Genomic DNA, 21,726 nt, shown 5'->3' with positions numbered 1-21,726 from the left:
CTCCGTTTTTAGTTCAAATTTGTTTCAACATTTATTGCCAACGCCTTCATTTCACGAATCAATACATTGAATGACTCGGGAGTTCCCGGAACCGGCGTATTATCACCCTTCGTTATCGCTTCGTAAACCTTGGAACGTCCGACGGTATCGTCCGATTTCACCGTCAAAATATCCTGCAAGGTATAAGCCGCACCATACGCTTCTAATGCCCACACTTCCATTTCACCGAAACGCTGACCACCCGACTGCGATTTTCCGCCGAGCGGCTGTTGTGTCACAAGCGAGTAAGGTCCGATTGAACGCGCGTGCATTTTATCATCAACCAAGTGGCAAAGTTTAAGCATATAAGCGGGTCCGACTGTCACAGGGTTGTCGAACAATTCACCTGTTTTGCCGTCGCGAAGATACACTTTACCGTTGCGATAATATTTTCCGTCGTCTATGTTATGTTTCGGGTATTTCGCGTTAAGTTTTTCTTCGATTGCTTTAACCTCGTCCATAACCTCCGAGCGAGCCGCGCCGTTAAACACAGGCGTCGCCACTGATTTACCTTTATTTGATGCAATAAAGCCCGTGTGAACTTCCAAAATCTGTCCGACGTTCATACGAGACGGTACGCCGAGCGGGTTAAGGATAATATCGACAGGCGTTCCGTCGGGCATAAACGGCATATCTTCGCGCGAAACAATTCTGGACACAACGCCCTTGTTTCCGTGGCGACCCGCCATTTTATCTCCGACCGAAAGTTTTCTCTTTTTCGCGATATAAACTTTCACCAACTGCAATACGCCCGGTTTTAAGTCGTCGCCGCGAAGCACTTTTTCGATGTCTTTGTCGCGTCTGTCGTTAAGATATGTTATTATATTTGTTGCCTTAAACACGATTTTTTCGCACAAATCACTCTTTTCTGTGTTGTCGCAGAAGCCGTTTTTAAGGGAAATTTCAGTGAAATCCAAGCCGTTCAACACGTCTTTTGTCCATTTTGTTCCCTTTGCAACAAGCACTCTGTCGCTGTGCAATTCGGTAATTTCGGTCGAATTTGTTCCTTCCAAAATTTCCGTCAAACTCTGAATAAGTTTTGTGCGCAACTGTTCTTCTTTACGCTCTACTTCTTCGTTAAGCGCGCGAATTTTCTGCTGGTCGCGCTCTTTCGATTTCTTGTCGCGTTCTTTGTGTGCATATACTTTTGTGTCTATTACAACGCCTTTAAGTCCTGTCGGCGCTCTCAATGAGGTATCGCGGACTTCACCCGATTTTTCACCGAATATCGCTCTCAGAAGACGCTCTTCGGGCGACAATTCTTTTTCACCTTTCGGAGTTACTTTTCCGACCAAAATATCGCCGTCCACAACTTCCATACCTACGCGAACAACGCCGTTTTCGTCCAAACCTACCAATTGGCTTTCACCCGCGTTCGGAATTTCGCAAGTCAATTCTTCGGGACCGCGTTTTGTTTCGCGAACTTCGGTTTCAAACACGACAATATGAATAGACGTATAAGTATCATTTGCCACCAAATCTTCAGAAACGATAATCGCATCTTCGTAGTTATAGCCGTTCCAAGGCATATACGCCACGCAGACGTTTCTGCCGAGCGCCAATTCGCCTTTTGCAGTTGCGTGTCCGTCAGCAAGCACATCGCCGGACTTAACTTTGTCGCCCTGTTTTATGCAAATATGCTGATTTATACAAGTATCTTGGTTGGAACGCTCAAATTTTCTGAGTTCGTAAATATCAACGTCGTTAATTCCGAGCAGTCTGTCCTCTTTTTCTACCAAATCTTTACGCACGACTATGTGTTCGGCATCAATCTTTTCGACAACACCGTCGTTTTTGGCTACAATCAAGCAACCCGAATCTTTTGCCGCGCGATATTCAAGCCCTGTTCCGACAAGCGGCGCTTCTGTCTGCAAAAGCGGAACTGCCTGACGTTGCATATTCGAGCCCATAAGCGCACGGTTAGCGTCGTCGTGTTCCAAATAAGGAATTAAGCCCGCCGAAACCGAAACCATCTGCATACTCGACACGTCCATAAGTTGGATTTCTTCGCGAGTTACAACAGGATAATCACTTTTGTTTCGCGAGAAAACGTTAGTCGCTTCCTTAATTGTACCGTCTGTTTCCAATTCGGTATCCGCCGGAATAATGCAAGAGCCGTCCTCTTGGTTAGCTGAGCAATATTTGATTTCGTCGGTCACTTTTCCGTTTTTAACAACGCGATAAGGCGTTTCGATAAAGCCGTATTCATTCACACGCGCATAAGTCGAAAGCGACGCGATAAGACCGATGTTCGGACCTTCCGGCGTTTCAATCGGACACAAACGTCCGTAGTGCGTATGGTGAACGTCGCGAACTTCAAAGCCCGCTCTGTCGCGGGAAAGTCCGCCGGGTCCAAGCGCCGAAACACGTCTTTTGTGCGTAAGTTCGGCAAGCGGGTTTGTTTCGTCCAAGAACTGCGACAACTGCGACGAGTTGAAGAACGACTGAATAACAGTCGATACCGCTCTCGCGTTAATAACGTCGTAAGGAACGATTTCTTCTTCGTGATTTTCGTTAAGTTTGTCTCTGATTGCTTTAAGCATTCTGGTGACGCCAATTCCGAAGTTAACCTCCATAAGTTCGCCCACCGAGCGCACTCTTCTGTTTCCGAGGTGGTCGATATCGTCAAGCTCGCCGTCGCCTTTACCGATTTTAAGCAAGTATCTCAAAGTTTCGATAAAGTCTGCAATCTGCAAAATTTTCTTTGGATTGCCATCTTCGTCAAACGGTGTTTCGATTTTAAGTTTTTCGTCCAGACGGCGACGACCTATATCGCCCAAATCGTAGCGTTTGTCGTCGAAAAACGTTCTTTCTATAAGCGTTTTTCCCGTGTCGCTTGTATATTGCTGACCGGGACGCAATATTTCGTACATATGAGAAAGCGACTTTTCCACAGGGTCTGCGTCATTTCTCGTATGGTCTTTATCCAGTGTTTTGCGAAGAATAACAGAAGCGTAATCCTCTGCGTTCTTCAATATTTTAATTTCGTTTATGCCCGCTTCCTTAAAAGCTTCGATGTCGTCGTCGGTAATAGTTTTATTTGCTTCTTCGATAACTTCGCCTGTTTCGGGGTCAACGATTTTTTCCGCAAGCACTTTTCCTTTAAGCGTCGGGCAGGTGGTCGAATTTATGAACACCTTTTCCACGTCGTTGAAAAGCGCAAAAATCTGTTCGTCGCTCGAAAATTTTTCGGGGTCAAGCGCGCGAAGCAAAATTGTCGCGGGGAATTTCTTTTTTCTGTCGATACTCGCCCACAAAAAGTTGTCCTCGTCGAGCATAAACTCTATCCACGAGCCTTTTTGCGGAATTATTCTCGCACCGATGTATTTTTTCTGAGTAGAAGTACTCTCACCTTCATTAAAAACAATACCGGGCGAACGGTGCAACTGGCTTACAATAACCCTTTCTGCGCCGTTAATAACAAATGTACCTCTTTCGGTCATCAGCGGAATTTCGCCGATAAACACGTTATTGCTTATCTTTTCCTTGAAAGTTTTCTCTTTGCCTTCCTTTATTATAAGGGACAAATCGACTTTGAGCGGTGCTGCGTAATTTAAACCACGCTCTTTGCACTCTTTAAGCGAATACTTCGGAACGCCGAGTTTATATCCTTCATATATTAGTTCATAAGTTCCCTTATTGTCTTCAACCGGAAACGCCTCAAGAAAAACTTTATGCAAACCCACAGGTCTCCGCTTGTGATGCGGCACTTCCTCTTGCAAAAACAACTTGTAGGATTTAGTTTGTATCTCTAAAAGGTCAGGCAGCTCTTTTGCATCCCGAACTTTGGCGTAACTATGTCTTTCGTTCATCTTTCCTTTATCCTTTTCTCATTAAATAACCGTGAATAACCCCGCACTCAATAACTTTCTACACAAAAAAAACGAAATAACACGAGCGTCATTTTTACAACGTCGTGTTATTTCTGAAAACTCACCGTAATTTCGGCATCATAAACTAGTGCCGTAAACCTTACTTAAGTTCAACTTTAGCGCCTGCAGCTTCCAACTTCGCTTTCAACGACTCAGCTTCTGCTTTGTTAACGCCTTCTTTTACAGGTTTCGGCGCTCCGTCAACCAAGTCTTTCGCTTCTTTCAAGCCAAGACCGGTTACTTCGCGAACTACCTTGATAACTTCAATCTTTTTGTCGCCTGCGCTTGCAAGTTCTACTGTGAACTCGTCTTTTTCTTCTGCCGCGGGAGCCGCTGCTCCGCCTGCCGCAGGACCTGCCGCGATTGCTACGGGAGCCGCCGCTTTTACGTCAAACTTTTCTTCGATTGCCTTTACAAGGTCAGACAGTTCAACTACTGTCAATTCACCGATTGCCTCTACAAGTTGGTCTTTCGTCATTTTTGCCATTTGAAACACTCCTTAAATTTTTTTTACATTTTGTTTACGTTTTTAAGAGAAATCACTCTTGTTCTTTTTTGATACGAACAGCATCCACCGTCCGAACAAAATTTGTCATAATACCATCCAGCGTACCTGCCAATTTGGTAATCGGCGCGTTGAACGCAGAAAGAAGCATCGAAAGGAGCTCTTCTTTTGATGGAAGGTCTGCCAATCGCTCCGCGTCCGCCCCTGCAAACACTGTTCCGTCCGCATAAGCCATACGAACTGCAAGCAAATTATCGTTTTCTTTGTTGAAAGTTCTGATAATTTTTGCCGCACCCGAAATATCTTTATTACTTAATGCCACACCCACGGGACCTTTGAAAGCGGCGTCAAGCCCTTCAATTCCCGATTGCGCCAACGCTCTTTTTGCAAGAGTGTTTTTTACCACGATGTACTTCGCGCCCGCGCCTTTCAATTTCGCTCTTACGTTATTGAATTTCGCAACAGTCATTCCCTGATACGCGGTAACATAAATTCCCGTCGCTTGAGAAGACTCTGCTTTGAGGTCTTCAATAACTTTTTCTTTTTCTTGTTTAGTCAGCACTTTTATCTCCTCTTACCTTAACTCGGCAACGTTAATTTTTAAGCCCTGTCCCATAGTACTTGACACTGAAATACCTTTAAGATAAACGCCTTTTGCGGCAGACGGCTTCAATTTCATCAAAGCGTCAACCAATGCTTTTACGTTTGCATAAAGTTTATCAATATCAAAAGATACTTTACCGACGGGTGCGTGAATAATTCCCGCTTTTTCGGTTCTGAACTCCACTTTACCCGCTCTTGTTTCTTCGAGCGCTTTGGTCAAGTCATTTGTTACAGTGCCGACTTTAGGGTTAGGCATCAAGCCGCGAGGACCCAAAATTTTACCAAGTTTACCTACAACACCCATCATATCAGGAGTTGCGATAACACTGTCGAAATCAGTCCAACCGCCTGTTATTTTTTCTACCATATCGTTTGCACCGACAAAGTCTGCGCCTGCCGCTTTTGCTTCTTCAGCCTTTTCGCCTTGTGCAAAAACCAAAACGCGAACTGTTTTTCCGAGACCTCCCGGAAGAACAACAGAGCCTCTTACGACTTGGTCGCTTTTTCTCGGGTCAACACCCAAACGCACTGCCACTTCAACGGTTTCATCGAATTTTGCGCGAGCGTTGTCTTTAACGAACTGCAACGCTTCCATTAAACCGTATTCTTTTAACGGCTCAAGGTTTGCGTTTGCCGCTCTCCAAGCTTTACTTCTTTTCATTTCTCTTTACCTCTCGCTTATGCTTCGACTTCAACGCCCATACTGCGCGCACTGCCTATTACCATTTCAGCCGCCGACGCTTCATTATCGCAATTCAAATCGGGCAACTTAATCTTAACAATTTTTTCTACCTGCGCTTTCGTCAATTTACCGACCTTCTCCTTATTAGGAACTTTTGAGCCGCTTTTGAGACCCAATTCTTTTTTAATAAGATACGACATAGGTGGTGTTTTTGTAATAAACGAAAACGATTTGTCCGCATAAACCGTAATCACAACAGGGATAATCATTCCCGCCTGATCCTGAGTTTTTGCGTTATACGCTTTGCAGAACTCCATAATATTAACGCCGTGCTGACCCAATGCAGGTCCTACCGGCGGCGACGGGTTCGCTTTTGCGGCTTCGAGAGCAAGTTTAATCTGCCCTACTACTTTTTTAGCCAACTTTAACCTCCAAATTTAACTTCTTCTCAATCATTACGACAACGGCTCGATTTGCGAGAAATCCACTTCAACGGGCGTTGCTCTTCCGAACACCATTACATTGACGGTCGCCTTACCTTTTTCCAAATTCATCTTGATAATTTCACCGCCAAAGCCCTTGAATGAACCAACAGTTATTTTAACCGCGTCATCTACTCTGAACGGATTTTCGGGCGCTTCCACAACAGTTTCCTGCGACGCGTCTCTGCCCATTATCCGTTCCATTTCGGCTTCTTTGATCGGCTGCGGATTTCTCACGCCGCCCAAAAAGCCCAATACGCCGGGAATTCTTGTCACAAACGATTTACTTTCTTCGTTCAACACCATATTCACCAACACATAGCAGGGGAAATCCTTTCTGATACTTTTAACGGCTTTACCGTTTTTCACAGAAACAACTTCTTTCTGCGGACTTTTCGCTTCCGCTATACTATCCGTCAGAAGTTTATTCAACTTTTTATCATTTGAAAAGCTGGAAAACTTCATCTCAACAAACCTGTTTATATCGTCGGCAATCCTTGACTCTTGCGACGAATAGGTCTGTATAACGAACCACTTAGCATCCATATATCAACTCTCCGAAATTTCTTTGTTAATCAAATCACCAAACCGAGCGCTCTCTCGAGAACCACATCTATACCTGCAACGACCAATGCCATTACAATAGCGAACACAACGACCAAAACAGTCGCGGCGAGCACTTCGTCGCGAGTAGGCCAAGTAACCAATTTCATCTCAGCTACAACATCTTTAAAATACTTAACTAATCGCTGCATAATCTTCCTTTTCCTTCTGTTCCAAAAAAGTGGCAGGCGTGGCAGGACTCGAACCCGCAACCAATGGTTTTGGAGACCACTACTCTACCAATTGAGCTACACACCTGTAAAACACCAGAATTCCTAACCTTACTTTGTCTCTTTATGGAGCGTTCTTGCACGCTCGCGTGGACAAAACTTTGTCTGTTCAATCCTTCCGGAATGCGTCTTCTTGTTCTTTGTAGTAGTGTAATTACGCTCTTTGCAAGTAGTGCATTCAAGTATTACAATCTCTCTTGTTCCCTTAGCCATACAATTAACTTCCTTTTATATTTAACAAAATAATCTCAAATTTGCCCGACAAAAATACATTAAGCGCACACGCACAATCCGAAAAAAAATAAATTTTGCGTTTTTTTCCACCCCCAACGCTCCGGAGAGCCCAAGAGCGGGATTGAACCGCCGACCTCTTCCTTACCAAGGAAGTGCTCCACCACTGAGCTACTTGGGCAAGAGTGGAGCGGGTGATGAGACTCGAACTCACAACAACTACCTTGGAAGGGTAGGGCTCTAGCCATTGAGCTACACCCGCTTTCTATATTCTACTCTATACGCCGCACTAGCGACGATGGTGGTGGGCAAGGGTGGGTTCGAACCACCGTAGGCGTACGCCAGCGGATTTACAGTCCGCCTCCTTTAGCCACTCGGACACTTACCCAAAAATATCCTTCACGCTTTTTGCTCTGGAGCCGGTGGAGGGACTCTAACCCCCGCGCTTCCGATTACAAGTCGGATGCTCTAACAACTGAGCTACACCGGCAATAAGATTTGCATCTCTCAAACTTTTTATGAGCAAAGCAGGGGTAAAATACCATTATGCGCAATGCTCTGTCAAGGGGGAAGTGCAAAAAAACTTAAACTTTTTTAATTACGTTGTCTGCAAGCCCGTAATTTACCGTATCGTCAGCCGACAAAAAATTGTCTCTGTCGGTATCTTCCTCTATTTTTTCAACGCTTTGCCCCGTATGTTTTGCAAGAATACCGTTCATAATTCCTTTTATACGAAGCATTTCTTCCGCCTGTATCTCAATATCGGAAGCAACGCCGACCATATTTCCCATAATAAGCGGTTGGTGTATCATTACGCGGGCGTTTTCCCATATATCGCGCTTGCCTTTTGTGCCTGCCGCAAGCAAGACCGCTCCAAACGAAGCCGCCTGTCCCATACATATCGTGCGTATATCAGATTTTGCGAATTGCATAGCGTCGTAAATTGCAAGCCCCGCCGAAATAGAGCCGCCCGGGCTGTTTATATACAATGTTATATCGTCCGAATTAAGCGAATCGAAATACAATATCTGCTGAACAACCGCTCGCGCGCTTTTGTCATTCACGCCTTCCCAGATAAAAATTGCTCGGTCTTCCAAGAATTTTTCCGCTATTTTGTTTTGAACACCGCCCTGCTCGTCCTTTTTCTCATCTTTCTTTTTGTCGCAATCATCATCGTCGTCATCATTACGAAAAGACATAATTCACTCCTTTTTGTATTATTTATTCATTAATGTGCCTTGCGGGAAAACCTAAAACACCTGAGCTATCCCAGCACGTATTACTCGCTATAAATATCGAAAACAAAATACTGATTATCGCTATGGCAATCGGTATAAATTTAGCCAAAAAATCACTTCTGCGCATTTTATCAAGCTCGGGAATCGCCGCTTCCACAGTTTTTACTATATCAGACAAGTCAACGTACATTTCGTTAAACAAAGACATACTTTCCTTTAATTCTTTGCTTTCAGACAGCTGCTTGTTAATTTCATTTAATTTTTTGCGTATGCAAATCCAATCCGAAACAACTGCAGTTATAGCAACAGACTTATATTCTTTCTCAAAATCTTTGATTCTTTCAAGGAATGTTGTTGCAATAAATTCTTTAGCGTCATAAATTGCTCTCTGAATATGATTTTTGGCTTTCGTGTAATCTTCTTCATTATTTCCGTTTTGATACTTCAAATAATGCCCAAAAGCGTAGCGAAGTTCGTTCGAAGCAGGCGCAAAATACTTGTCGTCATATACCAGCTCTATCTTTTTCATAAGCATTTCCGCTTCGTCAAACAGGTCTTGTAATTCCTTTGAGTCAGAACACGTATTTGGCAATTTTTCTCCTTCTTGCAGCAACGTCTTCTTCCGTTATAATTCTTCCGAGTTGCGCTTTTACATTGCCGTGGAAATATCGCACGCACAAATCTTTCATAATCTGCGAATATGTCCTCATTTTTCGGTTATAAGAAAAAAAACTTATTGCTTTCATAACACAAACCTTCCGTCTAAAAACAACAAAACACACTGCAAAATAATATTTGCCCTAATTGAAATGTGGAGTAAAATAAAGAAAACTACAAATAAAAAAGGGCAGACGACGTGCCTGCCCTTGTAAATAGCCTAAATTCGTTTTTATCTAACCGAAATTCTTCTCACCAAGGTTGCGTTTGCGCCTTCTATTCTTACAATCGCTATACCTCTTGCCAAGTTTTGACCAATGCTGAGCGAATTTGTTCCTGCTACAAGATTTGTGCGTGTTTGCGCAAGCACTCTACCCGAAACGTCGTGAATAGAAACGGTATATAAACCCGATTGTCCTACATTCAAATTAAGATTTCCTGCACGGAAGTTGTTAATTTGGATGCTGTTGCCCGCTCTTCTTACAGCGCTGTTGTTGCGTGTATGCGGATTGATTGAAGCAGGCGTACCATCCCACATTTTAACCGAAGAAACAGTGAAATTAACCGTGTGTCCCTCGAATGTAGCACCTGTTTCAGGATCAGCAGTTATTGTGAATGTAATTCCCGGTGCAATCTGGCTTCTTTCTATTTGGTCGAGAGTTCCTTGTGCAAGTGTTCCGCCCCAGCCTCCATCTGCCCGCATCCAGCGTGGCGCTTGGAAAGCAGACAATGGTATCGCAACTGTATTTCCACTGGGCGCCGCAGGTAATCTGAAAGCATAATCAACAGGGGTGGTGCCAACTCTCAAAGTAGAACCGATAGCTACAAAGAAGAAATTATCCGAAGTATATGTAATTTCAACATACTGAAGATTGTCGAAGAAGTCTTCGTCATAATATGCCGCAATTCCCAAATATGGCCACGGATCAACACGGTCAGGTAGTGCACCACCATCTCTTGTTCCCAAAGTCATAGAACCGATTAACGGCTCTTGCGGTTGCGACGTTATACTTGTAGCAGAGTTATCATCCAACACGATGCCTTCCTCGGTATATTCTGTGAATGCTCCCCAATTCGTATGTTCCCAATCGATAAGTTCAAAAAATTCACCGACAACAGTTTCGCTTACAGTAATGTTGAAATTCTGTGTGTAGTTGCTTGTTTCGCTTGCTCCATTGGTAATTGTTGCTCTTACTACTACGATTCCTGCTCCTGTGGTATTCAAAGTGTTGCCGTCTATTGTGGCGCCTGTTGTTCCTTGGTTATAAACCGACCAAATAATATTCCTGTTAGTAGCACTTGCAGGAACTACTTGACCTGTCAAATTCAACACGCCTACATTCGCAGTTGTGGGAACGCCATCAATGCGGTTAACGGCAGTAAAGCCGCCGCCTGTATAACCCTCAAAAAGGTCATTTACATTAAATGAAGAAAGAGGAACAGGATTTTTCATCCAACGGATAACCATATCGCCCGAAACAAAGAATACATTTTCAAGTTGGCTCGCTGACTCTATAAATCTTTCAAATGCTCTGCGTCTTGCGTTCGCGTTAATATTCGGATAAGCATTGTCGGGTTGGAAATAATACTGTGAGTGAGCACCGAAAGTAAACGGCGCGCGGTTTCCGTCCAAATGCTGTTGCAATGTGTGCATAAGCGCATTATATGTTTGATCTTCGTTCATTGCCAATCCGCTTGCGCTTAACGGAGCCCACAAATTATAGTCGAGACCTGACATTGTCCAAAGATCAGGGTTCATCCAACAAACAGGTGGATTATCTCCAACAGGTGGATTACACGCCTCACCGCCAATCATCCAATTCGGTCTTACAACTGCGGCACGGTCTTGCGGAGCAATTTCTACCTGCGTTGCTAATAACTGCCAAAGTCCGGGATGGTCGCCTACACGTGTATGAAGACCGGCATTAGCAGGATTATTTACCCACCAAGAACCTGCATTATCGGGAGAAGCCGCGTGAAGCGTATAAGGAAAGTTAGCGCCTCCGGTGGTTCCGCCAGCCATTCCAACTGTTGCCTCTATTGAGCAATCATACAAAAAGCCTAATTCTCTTACAACGCCCATCGAAATATCTGAATACGCTAAAAACGGCGTACGAAAACCGAATTGATGTGCCAAAGGAATACCTGCTGCCGCCATTGCACTACGAGCGTCAAGTATTTCTTGACGGACATCTTCAGCAGACATATAACTACCTGCATTTGGACCAGCCGCAGATGTCACAAAGTGAGGGTGCGAGTGAGTGTGGTTTCCGATTGAATGCCCTGCTCTGTACGCTTCAACAACAGAATTTTTCAAATCTTCGTTGTTTGCCCAAGCCGTACTGGAAGTAGGGTTTGCCCCACCGTTTGTACCTGCTGCCGTATTTACATAAAAGCTCATACGTCTTTTACTGCCGTCGTGGTTTGTAGCGCTAAAAGTGGTTCCGTCGTGCCTTCTGCCTTCCATTACGCCGACCATCCATCTCATAGCATCTGCATTTGTATTGTCATCGCTTCCGATAACGATAAACTGCGGCACTTGTTCTCTCTCTATGCCGCCGGGGGCACTTGTCGATGCCGCCACATTTTGCGCGAATGTCGTCGCTGTAAACATAAACAATGTCGCCATCAATGACATTGCGAAAAACTTTGTTTTTGAAACCATAAAAAACTCCTTTTGTTCGTTTTGTTAAAATCTAACTTCACATAAGTATAAGTACTTTTTTTAAATTTTGCTCGTTTTTTTGCGTTATGCGTCGTTTTTTTTGTTTTCGAGAGGGGGTGTTTTCCTCTCCTCGACCATGCGTTTTGTCGAGCAAAAGCCCATTTTGGAGAAAAAGCAAGGTTGGTCTTGCGTGGTTTGAAGTCAAGAATGTATTTTAACAGAAAAGACAGAATGAAAGTTTTTGCAGAAAGGTGCGGAAGTGGGAAAGTTTTTATTTCGCTTTATAGAATTTACACTTAACTATATAGCAAGTAAGCGAGAGTGTTTAAGTAGTTTGGCAGGCGGCGGAAGTTTGGTATTACTTGCCACTTTGGTTTTGGGTGATTTTGAGGACACGCGGCTCGGCATTATCCTAACGGTCGGCGGTGCTCTTATGAGTATTATTTTAGCGAGAGGAGGTTCAAAATGATAGCACTTCAAACAGTAGCGTTGCCATTTATGGCAATTATAGCAGGTTTGGGCGTTCTTGCGCTTATTGGCGAACATTTACAGCGCAAGGGCTTAATTTAACAGGCAAACAACAAATTAGGCAGGGAATTATCCCTGCCTTTCTTTTTTTTCATACTTGTGTTTTTTTACCTTATTGATATTCTTCTTTGCGAAACCGTGTTTGCGTTTGCTACTCTGACAATCGCTACTCCCCTTGCTAAATTTTGACCTATATTTACAGAATTTGCGCCTGCGTTCAGGTTTGCGTGTGTTTTTGCGAGCATTTTGCCGTCAACGCTGTGAACGAATACTGTATATATACCCGCATTTGCAACGTTCAAACTCAGATTTCCCGCTCTGAGCGCGCCTATTCGCAAGCCGCTTACCGTGTTTCGGTTGCTTGTTCTGCTTGGGTCTATTGAAGCGGGACCTTGACAGTTGGGAGGACACGGCGTGTAGTTTTCACGAGGACCGCGGAAATAATCTTCGGGGTTAAAGCACTTTGCGCAAACAGGCGCTTTCATCCAATGGATAACCATATCGCCTGAAACAAAGAAAACATCGGGGATTTCACTTGCGTACGCTACAAATCTTTCAAACGCTCGCTGTCTTTGCGCAAATGTGAGGTTCGGGAAATTTCCCGGAGGCGGTAATGTGAAAAAGAACTGCGAATGCGGTCCGAATGTAAACGGAGCGCGGTTGCCGTTTAGGTGCAGTCGCAGTGTGTGCATAAGCGCATTAACGGTTTCATCTTCGGTCATCATCGCTTGGTTCCATAAATTATAGTCAAAACCCGTTATTAAGTCGCCACTCATCCAACTTGCTCTTTTTGCTGTAATTGCTTCCAAATCATCGGGGTGAATAGCCACCAATGAAGCGGGCAAAACCCAAAGTCCGGGGTGTTCACGCACTACGTTTTGCACAACTTGACCGTCAAATGTTTGTCGCCTCCCCCAATGCCCTCTGTTATCGGGAGCGACATTGCCGTTTGCATCGACGGCATTCGGCGTTCCCGAAATATTATCCAAAGTATAGGGGAAATGCGTATTACCCGGACGTCCGATAATCGCCTCTATTGAGCAGTCATACAAAATTCCCGCCATTCTCATAGCAGTAAATGCGGTATCGGAATACGTCAAAAACGGTGTGCGAAAACCGAATTGATGCGCTTGCGGAATTCCTGCTTCTATCATTCTGATACGCGCGGAGTCTATTGCAACATATACGGCTTCCAAGCCCATTCTTATCGTGTGATTATTCGGATGATCTCCCGTTAGGGGAGCGTTCCAATTTCCTCCGCCGACAAAACGCGAGTGCCTGTGCGTGTGATTGCTGATAGAATGCCCTAATCCGTACGCGTGTTGCGCCGCCTGCACCAAAGCATTGGCTGAAACAGCGGGATTACCCCAGCCGGAAGTATTTACATAGAACGACATATATCTTTTGCTTCCGTCAAAGTTTGTGCCTCTGTCCGTTTCCAACCCGCGAGCGCCGCTCATAACGTCCGCCATCCATCTGAACGCTGCCGCGTGCGTGTTATCGTCGCTTCCCATTACAATAAACTGAGGCGGGTTCGGTATTGGCGATGTGGTTGATGCAGCCGTCTGTGCAAAAGATGTTGCCGTGAAAAGAAATGTTGCCATAAAAAACATTATTTTTTTCATTGCTAAAACTCCTTATTTTAAGGTTTCGTTTAAAGATACCCACTTAAAAGATAACAACAATTCAGAATTTTTGCTCAAAAAATTGACTTAGCGCATAACTTAATAGTATTTTTGTATGATTAGCTAAAATTCACATCTCGAAAAAAAGGACGCCTGATTATGGGTAAAATGGATAAAACAAAAGCGGGATATGTCGAAGGCATAGTTTCCGTATTGGGAAACGCGGTGCTGTTTGCCGCAAAAATGTGGGTCAGCGTAATAACGGGGTCAATCGCATTGGCGGCGGACGCTTGGCACACGCTTTCGGATTCGCTTACTTCCATAATAGTTATAATATCCACAAAATTATCATCCAAAAAGGCAGACAAAGAACACCCTTTCGGACACGGAAGGTGGGAGCAGTTAGCCGCGCTTTTTATTGCCGTATTTTTGGGAATTATCGCATTTGAGTTTTTGCGCGAATCCATACTCCTGCTTACGGGCGGCGGCGAAAAAAATGTTGTGTTCGGAACGCTTGCCATTGTAATCACCGCAGGCTCCATAGTCGTAAAGGAAGCAATGGCGCAATGGGCGTATTATCTCGGAAAAAAATTCGATAACGCAAGCCTAATAGCCGACGGTTGGCACCACCGAAGCGACGCGTTGTCGTCAGTTCCCGTTTTAATAGGAATAGTAATCTCGAAATTTTTTGAGGTTTGGTGGATGGACGGCGTGCTCGGAATAATTATTGCGCTTATGCTTTTTTACGCGACCTATCATATAATGCACGAAACCATAAATAAACTTTTGGGCGAAATGCCGTCGAAAGACTTAATAAATTCGATAAAGAAAGCAGTTGCAGACGTATATCCCGAAAATATGGAACTTCATCATTTTCATCTTCACAATTATGTCTCGCACAAGGAGCTAACGTTTCATATTCGCTTGGACGGCAGTCAAAACATAAAAACAGGACACGAAATAGCAAGCAGAATTGAGGATATTATAGAGAAAAATTTCGGTATGACAGCAACTGTTCACGTGGAGCCGTTAGGGCGCGAGCTGAACAAGCCGTCAATCTAAATTGCGACTTGCAAGCGCCACTGCAACCCGCTTTTCTTCCACGATTTCGACCTTAAAATTAAAGTTTTCGTAAGAAATTTGCGGAGTTTCGCCTTCTTGCGGGATGTAGCCCAAAAGCCCCACCAAAAAACCGCTTAGCGTTTCGTAGTCGTCGGTCGGAAGCGCAATTTGCAAGAAATCCTGAACACTTCCGAGCGAAGCACTGCCTTGTATGCGGAAATTGTTTTCGTCCACAGGCGAAATTTCGGGGATTTCTTCGTCGTCGTATTCGTCTTTTATGCTTCCCATTATGGATTCTACCAAGTCATCCGTCGAAACTATGCCCGTCATACCGCCGTATTCATCCACGACAACCGCCATACATATCATTTTTTTGCGCATCTCCTGCAAAAGCTCGTCGGTGCGTTTGCTCGACAAAACAAAATACGGCTCGCGTAATAAAGACTTTAAATCAAAGGGAGCGTCGGTTTTTTGCGCAAGATACGGCATAAGGTCTTTTTGATGCAGAATGCCGACAACATTGTCCAGGCTTTCCTCGTAAATCGGAAGGCGCGAGTAATGCTCTTTAAGAAAAACATCTATAATCTGCTCGTAATCCGCGTCTATCGGAAGCGCGACTACGTCTATGCGGTGAGTACAAACGTCGTTGGCGGTAAGTTTGTCGAATTCAAAAATATTTTCTATCATATCCTGCTCGGTTTCGGCAATATGCCCGTGTTCGCCGCTTGCTTCCACCATCATACGGACGTCTTCACGGGTAATTATGTCATTCGGATTGGCTTTATCCTTAATTCCCATAATCTCAAGAACAATCGTCGAAGAAAACGAAAGCAATTTTACAAACGGCATTCCGACAGCCGAAAGAAAATTCAGAAAACCAATCGATTTAAGCGCAAAAGACATAGGATGCTGAACAACTATGCGTTTTGGAACAAGTTCGCCAAAGACAAGCGCAAGATACGTAAGAGTGGCGGTTATAAACAAGAATACCGCAAATTCCGTCAAACTCTCGGAGACAGGCAATCCGAAATATAAAACAAACTGCGCAAGAGGCTCGGTGAATAAAGCCGCGGCAAACGCACCCATAAAATACGCTATAAAAGTTATGTAAAGCTGGGTCGTGGCAAAAAACTTCCCCGGATTTTTCATCGCGGAAAAAAGCCGTTGAGCGGACTTATCTCCGTCTTCCGCAAGCGCCTTAACTTTGTTTTTATTCGACGAACTGAGCGCAATTTCCAAAGACGAAAGAACACCGCTTATCGCCGTCAATATAATAAGTAGAATAATACCTTCTATCAAACTTTCCTCCTAATTTTGCAAGATTTTAACCATAAATATAATTTCTGCACACTTTCTCGCGCAAGTTATATGTTAGCGTAAGCGCTTCTTGCAACGCCTCGAGAGAATTGCAAACAAACGCAAATTAGTGCAATCAACGGAAAAACTTGACTTAACGGCGAATTATTTATTATTTTATGGCAAATTGTACCGAACATCGACTTTTTACTAAACGGAGTAAATATGCCAAAAAAAGTGGTAGTCAGCGGAATGGGGATAATCAGCCCGATTGGAACAGGCAAGGAGAAATTCTGGGACGCTGCCGTAAAAGGCACCAACGGAGTTTTGCCCATAACATCATTTGACACAAGCGAATATCGCAGCAAAACAGGCGGTGAAGTCAAAGATTTTGACCCGAACACCTATCTTGCGAGCAAAGAAGTCCAAGCAATGGGACGAGCAGGACAGTTCGCGGTAGCCGCGGCAAGAATGGCGCTCGACGACGCAAAGCTGAAGCTCGACGACAGCGTAAATCTGCACAGAGTAGGAGTTTCGATAGGAACAACTATGGGCGAGCCGCAAGTAATTCAAAACATTCTGAGCCAATTCACCAAAGAAGATAAAATCCTTAAAGACGTAGCAAAAGGCGAAAGTTTAAAATATCCTGCAAACACAATTCCCGCAAACGTTGCGCGCTATTTGGGAACAAAAGGACCGACAACGCTCATACCCACGGCGTGCGCCGCAGGAAACTGGGCTATCGGATACGCATTCGATTTGCTGAGAATGGGACGTATCGACTATGCGCTTGCAGGCGGAAGCGACCCGTTTGCAACTATCGCTTTCTGCGGATTTAACCGCTTGCTCGCGACAACCTTGGACGTTTGCAGACCGTTCGACAAAAACAGGGTCGGAATGGCGGTTTCGGAAGGCGCGGCAATTTTGGTTATGGAAACTCTGGAAAGCGCGCTTGCTCGCGGAGCGCAAATTTACGGCGAGGTTTTGGGATACGGCTTGGGTTGTGATGCGCACGATATGACCGCTCCCCACCCCGAAGGCGCAGGCGGAATTTTGGCAATGGAGCGCGCGATAGCAAATTCAAAAATCAGCAAAAAAGACGTAAGTTATATTTGCGCGCACGGAACGGGAACGCCCGCCAACGACAAAGCCGAAACAACCGTAGCCAAAATGGTTTTCGGCGAAAACGCGCATAAAATTCCGATGTCGTCGCTCAAATCAATGCTCGGACACACAATGGGAGCGGCAAGCGCTATAGAAGCGGCGGCTTCCCTTTTAATGCTCAAAGAAAACAAAATTTTACCGACGATAAATTACCAAACGCCCGACCCCGACTGCGATTTGGATTATGTGCCAAACACCGCTCGCGACGCGGAATTAAAGGTTATTATATCTAACGCGTACGCTTTCGGCGGAAACACATCGGCAATCGTCCTCAAAAAATACGAAGGGGAGGAATAAAAAATGTCAAGATTTGTAATTACGAAAATCAACACGATTTGCAGTTTGGGAATTGGCTTTGACGCAATGAAAAAAAACCTTGCAAACGATATCGCGCCGAGCAAAGTTCAGAGTTTTGAAATGTTTGATTTGCCGAGCGAGCAGTATATTTTTACCGCCCCCGACTTTGAGCCTAAAGAAATTTTGGGCAAAAAAGGTTTGCGCACGCTCGACAAAGCGACAAAAATTCTTATGGCGGGCATAGAAACAGGCTTTAAAGAATATTTGGAAAGTTTGAGCGACGAAGAGCGCCCCGGTCTTATGGTCGGCACGGCTTTCGGCTCGGTCGAGTCAATCGGAAATTTCATCACCGACTCAATTCGCTACGGCGTTGATGCGGTTAATCCCGGACTTTTCGGAAACACGGTTATGAACTCCCCTGCAGGAAACGCAAATATTCGCTACAACATAAAAAACCTTTCGGGAACGCTTTCGACAGGACTTTCGTCGGGACTTGAAGGGCTTATTTATACCTGCGACCACATTGCGCAGGGGTATTTGCCGTCTATTTTATACGCAGGGCTCGAAGAAGCTTCCGTATATATGTTCGGCGCGGCAATAGCCGACGGGCACCTTTCAGCAGACAGCAGAATTCGTCCGTTTTCACAAACGCCGCAGGGTTATATTTTAGGCGAGGGCGTGGGAATGTTTTTGGTAGAAGACCCAAAATACGCAGACAAGAACGGCAGAAAACCAATCGCAACAATAGAAGGATATTCAAGCGGATTTGACCCTAATGGCGGCAAATACGGCACAAATATCGACGGCGACGTTATGGAATATGTCGTCAGAGAAGCGCTTCGCAAGGCAAAAATTTCAGCGGAAGACATTGCCTTTGTCGCTTCTTCCGCAAACAGTTTATCCAGCGATTTGGCTCACGCAAGGGTTATTACGCGAGTGTTCGGCGAAGAAATGCCCGTTGCGTGCTACAAGCAAAAATTCGGAGAAGCGTGGGGCGCAAGCGGAGCGTTATCCGTTGCGGCGGCAATCGCAGATTTGCAGAAAAAGAAAGTATCGCCGATTTTCACCGACGGTTATTCAAAGGTGGAAGGCATAAATTTGATAAGAAAGCAGGAACATCCCATAGAAAAAGATTATGCGGTAGTATTATCGTGTTCTCCCGACGGGAACTGCGCGGCAATGGTAATAAAAAAAGCACAATAAATATTTAAAGAAAAGGAGTGTGAAATGGCTACAACAGCAGAAATTAAGAGCAAAATTCGCGAAATCATCGTCAATATCGCAGAAGATATGGACATCGACGAAGACAAAGTGACCGACAGCGCGCATTTAGTAGAGGATTTGGGTTTAGACTCAATGGCTCTTTTGGAAATCTTGGCAGGTATAGAAAAGAATTTTGGCGTAAAAATCCCCGAAACGGAATTCCCCGAACTTATTTCCATCGATGCCTGCGTTGCGAAAGTAGAAAAATACATTTAATTTTCTTGTATATTTTCTTTTTAAAAGGGTGGCGAAAGATATTTTTCGGCGCCCTTTTTTTGTGGCTATTGAAAATAAGGGCAAATGATGATTTGCCCCTACGTTAAAATCAGCGATTTACTCCAACCCTCGCCGAATACAAATATCTTCTTCCGCTGATACCGACTGCCTCGACGATAATCATGTATGTGCCGTTGGCGACAAATCTGTCTGATTGGTTGGTTAAATTCCACGTAAATTCGGTGTTATTAGACAAGGCATGCCTTGTCTCTACGGTCGAAAACACCACATTGCCCAAATTATCGAAAATCGCCAAATTCACTGTTGCTTGTTCGGGGGTAATTACCGAAATTCTCGCAAAATCCGATACAACCGCATTTTCGAGAATAATCCCGTATCGGTTATCCCGCGAGGTATTTTGACGAATAAAACTTGGACGAAACTCTTCCGTTCTTATAAAAAATTCCGTTGCTCCGATCTGGTAATTCACTGCAAGCATTCCCTCGGTTTCTATTCTCAGCAAATATAATCGGTATCTTACAAGGTCGTCCGAACGTCCGAAGCGCGATGAAGCTTCGATTTCGGCTTCAGGGTCTATAATTCTTACCGTGGGACGGGCATCGCCAAAAACGCTTATGTCGTCGTATTGGTTGGTGTTTGGGTCGCGGGAGAAGTTCGTTAAATCTACAAGCGTTGCAATAAGATTTTCTAAATCTACCCGATTGTCAAAGAAACTTGGAGTAACTATTATTGTATCTCTTGCTGTATTGCTCGGCAGTAAATTTACGCCTGTAGTTGTGCCGATAGCAACGCTAATCGGACGTTTTTCGATTTCAAATCCGTGGCGACGGTTGCTTAATGTGTAATTTCGAGCGACATTTTGGTCGATTATTTCGGCGACTACAAAATGTCTTCCTGCATTTATTCCGAAATTGTTTACGTCCAAATACGAAGAAAGAGGAATATCCACGCCGCCGTCGCTTACGGTTGCACGAGGGTATTGAACAGTGCGGTCGAAGACAAATACTGCGTTTTCGTTCCAATCAACAGTAAGTGGTTTCGGAGTAATTAAATATGGCATAAAAGGGTTTCTCAGCATAACATTTGGATAGTTTCCCGCTAATTCAGCAACAGCTGTATGACTTCCCGCATTTATTTGTTCTCCTTCTATTCTTATTGAAAAACCGTTAACAATTGCAGTCGGTGATTGTGGTTGTCCGTTAAATACAAATTCCCTTTTTTCACCCCAATCAATATTTATAAGATTTATCCCTGTTAAAACGATTTCAAAATCTACTGTTATCATTCCTGTATAATTACCGATCCCCGTTATAATTGCTGTTGCTGTTCCGATATTAACATTATTACTGTAAACAACAACATAATCTACATCTCTTTCCAAATAAACCAATCCGTCTCTAATTTTAACAAGCGGAATAATCGCCGACCCTGTAAAATGTTGAACATCAATAGGAGCAACAGCATTTGCTAAAAGCGGAATTGCGTTAGGCAATACAGTATGGTTTGTAATTATAATTACAATCTTACCGTTATCGCCGCTGTCCCCTATTCCAACCCACATATTACAGTCATAATCGCCACATCCACCGCTACCCGCTGAATTATCATTTATTGACACAGCACTACCGCCATATCCACCATACGACGAATTGTTGATTCCGTTTTCACCCCAATTTCCGTGTATTGCTTTATATTCTATGACAGCTACACCAGAAATAACCGGCGCGCTTAACGTACCACCATTTCCACCATTTAAATTTTGCCCTGAACCACCGCCGCCGGTACCACCGCCTGCTACAATATTTGTATTACCAATACGAATAGATGATGCTCCGCCAGAATTTCCCGTAGAGCCTGATTGCCACGAACCAAAACTTTGTAAAAAACAAGAACCGCCTGCACCACCTGCGCCGACCTGTATGTCCTCAAAGGTAATCGTGTTTGCTACAGCAAGTCTCATATAAACCGCAGCTCCGCTACCACCGCCACCGCCACGTCCTTTGGTCGAGGAAAATGTATGAGCGTGCCCACCTTGTCCCCCTCCTCCTGCCCCAAAGATATAAATCTCAATTTCTGCGGGACCGTAAAAAGTGCGGGAACCGTGATTGCCAGCAGCAGTTTCGTTAAATACTAAAGTTTGCGCAAAAATCGACATATTTACAGCAACAACTAACACAACCTGCAATACCTTAATAAATTTACACATAAAGCAACCTCCTAAAATTTATAATAAAGATGTTTTTTTTGATCAAAATAAACAAAGACAACCCAATTCTTTGAGCCGCCAAATAAAAACTCCAAAGGAGTTTTTCAAATTGTAAATTATTTTTAGATGTAGTTATCGCCCGAAGTCCCGAAGTCCCGAAGTCCCGAAGTCCCGAAGTCCCGAAGTCCCGAAGTCCCGAAGTCCCGAAGTCCCGAAGTCCCGAAGTCCCGAAGTCCCGAAG

20 protein-coding genes and 5 tRNA genes are annotated in these 21,726 nt (G+C 44.3%); 5 read left to right on the top strand and 20 right to left on the bottom strand.

Annotated elements, in window-relative coordinates; translation table 11 throughout:
- Positions 1-8: 8 nt before the first annotated feature.
- The 17 genes from rpoB to FWE23_08470 form a co-directional block, all read right to left on the bottom strand.
- Entirely contained in the window at positions 9-3,851 is a 3,843-nt protein-coding gene (gene rpoB / locus FWE23_08550) for a DNA-directed RNA polymerase subunit beta (GenBank protein ID MCL2845478.1), read from the bottom strand.
- Between the two features lie 160 nt (positions 3,852-4,011).
- Positions 4,012-4,389: a 50S ribosomal protein L7/L12 gene (rplL, locus tag FWE23_08545; protein ID MCL2845477.1), complete on the bottom strand. Its 378-nt coding sequence runs from the start codon at positions 4,387-4,389 to the stop codon at positions 4,012-4,014.
- Between the two features lie 61 nt (positions 4,390-4,450).
- Positions 4,451-4,978: a 50S ribosomal protein L10 gene (gene rplJ, locus FWE23_08540; protein MCL2845476.1), complete on the bottom strand. Its 528-nt coding sequence runs from the start codon at positions 4,976-4,978 to the stop codon at positions 4,451-4,453.
- A 12-nt stretch (positions 4,979-4,990) separates the two neighbouring features.
- The gene (rplA, locus tag FWE23_08535; protein MCL2845475.1) at positions 4,991-5,680 is read right to left on the bottom strand and encodes a 50S ribosomal protein L1; all 690 of its coding nucleotides are present in this window, start codon (positions 5,678-5,680) and stop codon (positions 4,991-4,993) included.
- A gap of 17 nt (positions 5,681-5,697) precedes the next feature.
- Positions 5,698-6,123 (bottom strand): 50S ribosomal protein L11, encoded by a 426-nt coding sequence (gene rplK / locus FWE23_08530; GenBank protein ID MCL2845474.1) that lies wholly within the window; start codon positions 6,121-6,123, stop codon positions 5,698-5,700.
- A gap of 33 nt (positions 6,124-6,156) precedes the next feature.
- Positions 6,157-6,729 carry a hypothetical protein gene (locus tag FWE23_08525; protein MCL2845473.1) on the bottom strand — a complete coding sequence of 191 codons (573 nt, stop codon included), beginning with the start codon at positions 6,727-6,729 and terminating at the stop codon, positions 6,157-6,159.
- Positions 6,730-6,758: 29 nt separating this feature from the next.
- On the bottom strand, positions 6,759-6,938 hold the full coding sequence (gene secE / locus FWE23_08520; protein MCL2845472.1) for a preprotein translocase subunit SecE: 180 nt from the start codon (positions 6,936-6,938) through the stop codon (positions 6,759-6,761).
- 30 nt (positions 6,939-6,968) lie between these two features.
- Positions 6,969-7,044 (bottom strand) — tRNA-Trp (locus FWE23_08515).
- Positions 7,045-7,067: 23 nt separating this feature from the next.
- Positions 7,068-7,229 carry a 50S ribosomal protein L33 gene (gene rpmG / locus FWE23_08510; GenBank protein ID MCL2845471.1) on the bottom strand — a complete coding sequence of 54 codons (162 nt, stop codon included), beginning with the start codon at positions 7,227-7,229 and terminating at the stop codon, positions 7,068-7,070.
- 127 nt (positions 7,230-7,356) lie between these two features.
- Positions 7,357-7,428, bottom strand: a tRNA-Thr gene (locus FWE23_08505).
- A gap of 5 nt (positions 7,429-7,433) precedes the next feature.
- Positions 7,434-7,509 (bottom strand) — tRNA-Gly (locus FWE23_08500).
- A 40-nt stretch (positions 7,510-7,549) separates the two neighbouring features.
- Positions 7,550-7,635 (bottom strand) — tRNA-Tyr (locus FWE23_08495).
- A 26-nt stretch (positions 7,636-7,661) separates the two neighbouring features.
- Positions 7,662-7,737 (bottom strand) — tRNA-Thr (locus tag FWE23_08490).
- Positions 7,738-7,831: 94 nt separating this feature from the next.
- The gene (locus tag FWE23_08485; protein MCL2845470.1) at positions 7,832-8,446 is read right to left on the bottom strand and encodes an ATP-dependent Clp protease proteolytic subunit; all 615 of its coding nucleotides are present in this window, start codon (positions 8,444-8,446) and stop codon (positions 7,832-7,834) included.
- 22 nt (positions 8,447-8,468) lie between these two features.
- Positions 8,469-9,077 carry a hypothetical protein gene (locus FWE23_08480; GenBank protein ID MCL2845469.1) on the bottom strand — a complete coding sequence of 203 codons (609 nt, stop codon included), beginning with the start codon at positions 9,075-9,077 and terminating at the stop codon, positions 8,469-8,471.
- On the bottom strand, positions 9,058-9,231 hold the full coding sequence (locus FWE23_08475; GenBank protein MCL2845468.1) for a hypothetical protein: 174 nt from the start codon (positions 9,229-9,231) through the stop codon (positions 9,058-9,060). The genes FWE23_08480 and FWE23_08475 overlap by 20 nt, the downstream gene beginning before the upstream one ends.
- Before the next feature lie 143 nt (positions 9,232-9,374).
- Positions 9,375-11,807 carry a polysaccharide deacetylase family protein gene (locus FWE23_08470; protein MCL2845467.1) on the bottom strand — a complete coding sequence of 811 codons (2,433 nt, stop codon included), beginning with the start codon at positions 11,805-11,807 and terminating at the stop codon, positions 9,375-9,377.
- A 259-nt stretch (positions 11,808-12,066) separates the two neighbouring features.
- On the opposite strand from FWE23_08470, the gene FWE23_08465 reads away from it, so the two are divergent.
- The gene (locus tag FWE23_08465; GenBank protein ID MCL2845466.1) at positions 12,067-12,276 is read left to right on the top strand and encodes a hypothetical protein; all 210 of its coding nucleotides are present in this window, start codon (positions 12,067-12,069) and stop codon (positions 12,274-12,276) included.
- 166 nt (positions 12,277-12,442) lie between these two features.
- Here FWE23_08465 and FWE23_08460 read toward each other — a convergent pair whose 3' ends face one another.
- Positions 12,443-13,960 carry a hypothetical protein gene (locus FWE23_08460; protein ID MCL2845465.1) on the bottom strand — a complete coding sequence of 506 codons (1,518 nt, stop codon included), beginning with the start codon at positions 13,958-13,960 and terminating at the stop codon, positions 12,443-12,445.
- 159 nt (positions 13,961-14,119) lie between these two features.
- Between FWE23_08460 and FWE23_08455 the strand changes: the two genes are divergently transcribed.
- Positions 14,120-15,022, top strand: a complete 903-nt coding sequence (locus FWE23_08455) for a cation diffusion facilitator family transporter (protein ID MCL2845464.1) — start codon at positions 14,120-14,122, stop codon at positions 15,020-15,022.
- Here FWE23_08455 and FWE23_08450 read toward each other — a convergent pair.
- Positions 15,014-16,321, bottom strand: coding sequence for a hemolysin family protein (locus FWE23_08450; protein ID MCL2845463.1), 1,308 nt, complete (start codon positions 16,319-16,321; stop codon positions 15,014-15,016). The two genes, FWE23_08455 and FWE23_08450, sit on opposite strands and share 9 nt — an antisense overlap.
- Before the next feature lie 222 nt (positions 16,322-16,543).
- Between FWE23_08450 and FWE23_08445 the strand changes: the two genes are divergently transcribed.
- Genes FWE23_08445 through FWE23_08435 form a run of 3 tightly spaced genes read left to right on the top strand, consistent with a single transcriptional unit; the run spans position 16,544 to position 19,258 of the window.
- The gene (locus FWE23_08445) at positions 16,544-17,779 is read left to right on the top strand and encodes a beta-ketoacyl-[acyl-carrier-protein] synthase family protein (GenBank protein MCL2845462.1); all 1,236 of its coding nucleotides are present in this window, start codon (positions 16,544-16,546) and stop codon (positions 17,777-17,779) included.
- A gap of 3 nt (positions 17,780-17,782) precedes the next feature.
- On the top strand, positions 17,783-18,982 hold the full coding sequence (locus FWE23_08440; GenBank protein MCL2845461.1) for a hypothetical protein: 1,200 nt from the start codon (positions 17,783-17,785) through the stop codon (positions 18,980-18,982).
- A gap of 24 nt (positions 18,983-19,006) precedes the next feature.
- Positions 19,007-19,258, top strand: coding sequence for an acyl carrier protein (locus FWE23_08435; protein ID MCL2845460.1), 252 nt, complete (start codon positions 19,007-19,009; stop codon positions 19,256-19,258).
- A 109-nt stretch (positions 19,259-19,367) separates the two neighbouring features.
- Here the strand turns inward: FWE23_08435 and FWE23_08430 are convergent, their stop codons facing one another.
- Positions 19,368-21,485, bottom strand: coding sequence for a hypothetical protein (locus tag FWE23_08430; GenBank protein ID MCL2845459.1), 2,118 nt, complete (start codon positions 21,483-21,485; stop codon positions 19,368-19,370).
- Positions 21,486-21,726 lie beyond the last annotated feature (241 nt).

Source organism: Chitinivibrionia bacterium (genome assembly GCA_009779925.1).
GTDB lineage: Bacteria > Fibrobacterota > Chitinivibrionia > Chitinivibrionales > Chitinivibrionaceae > WRFX01.
This window is presented reverse-complemented; position numbering and strand designations above follow the sequence as displayed.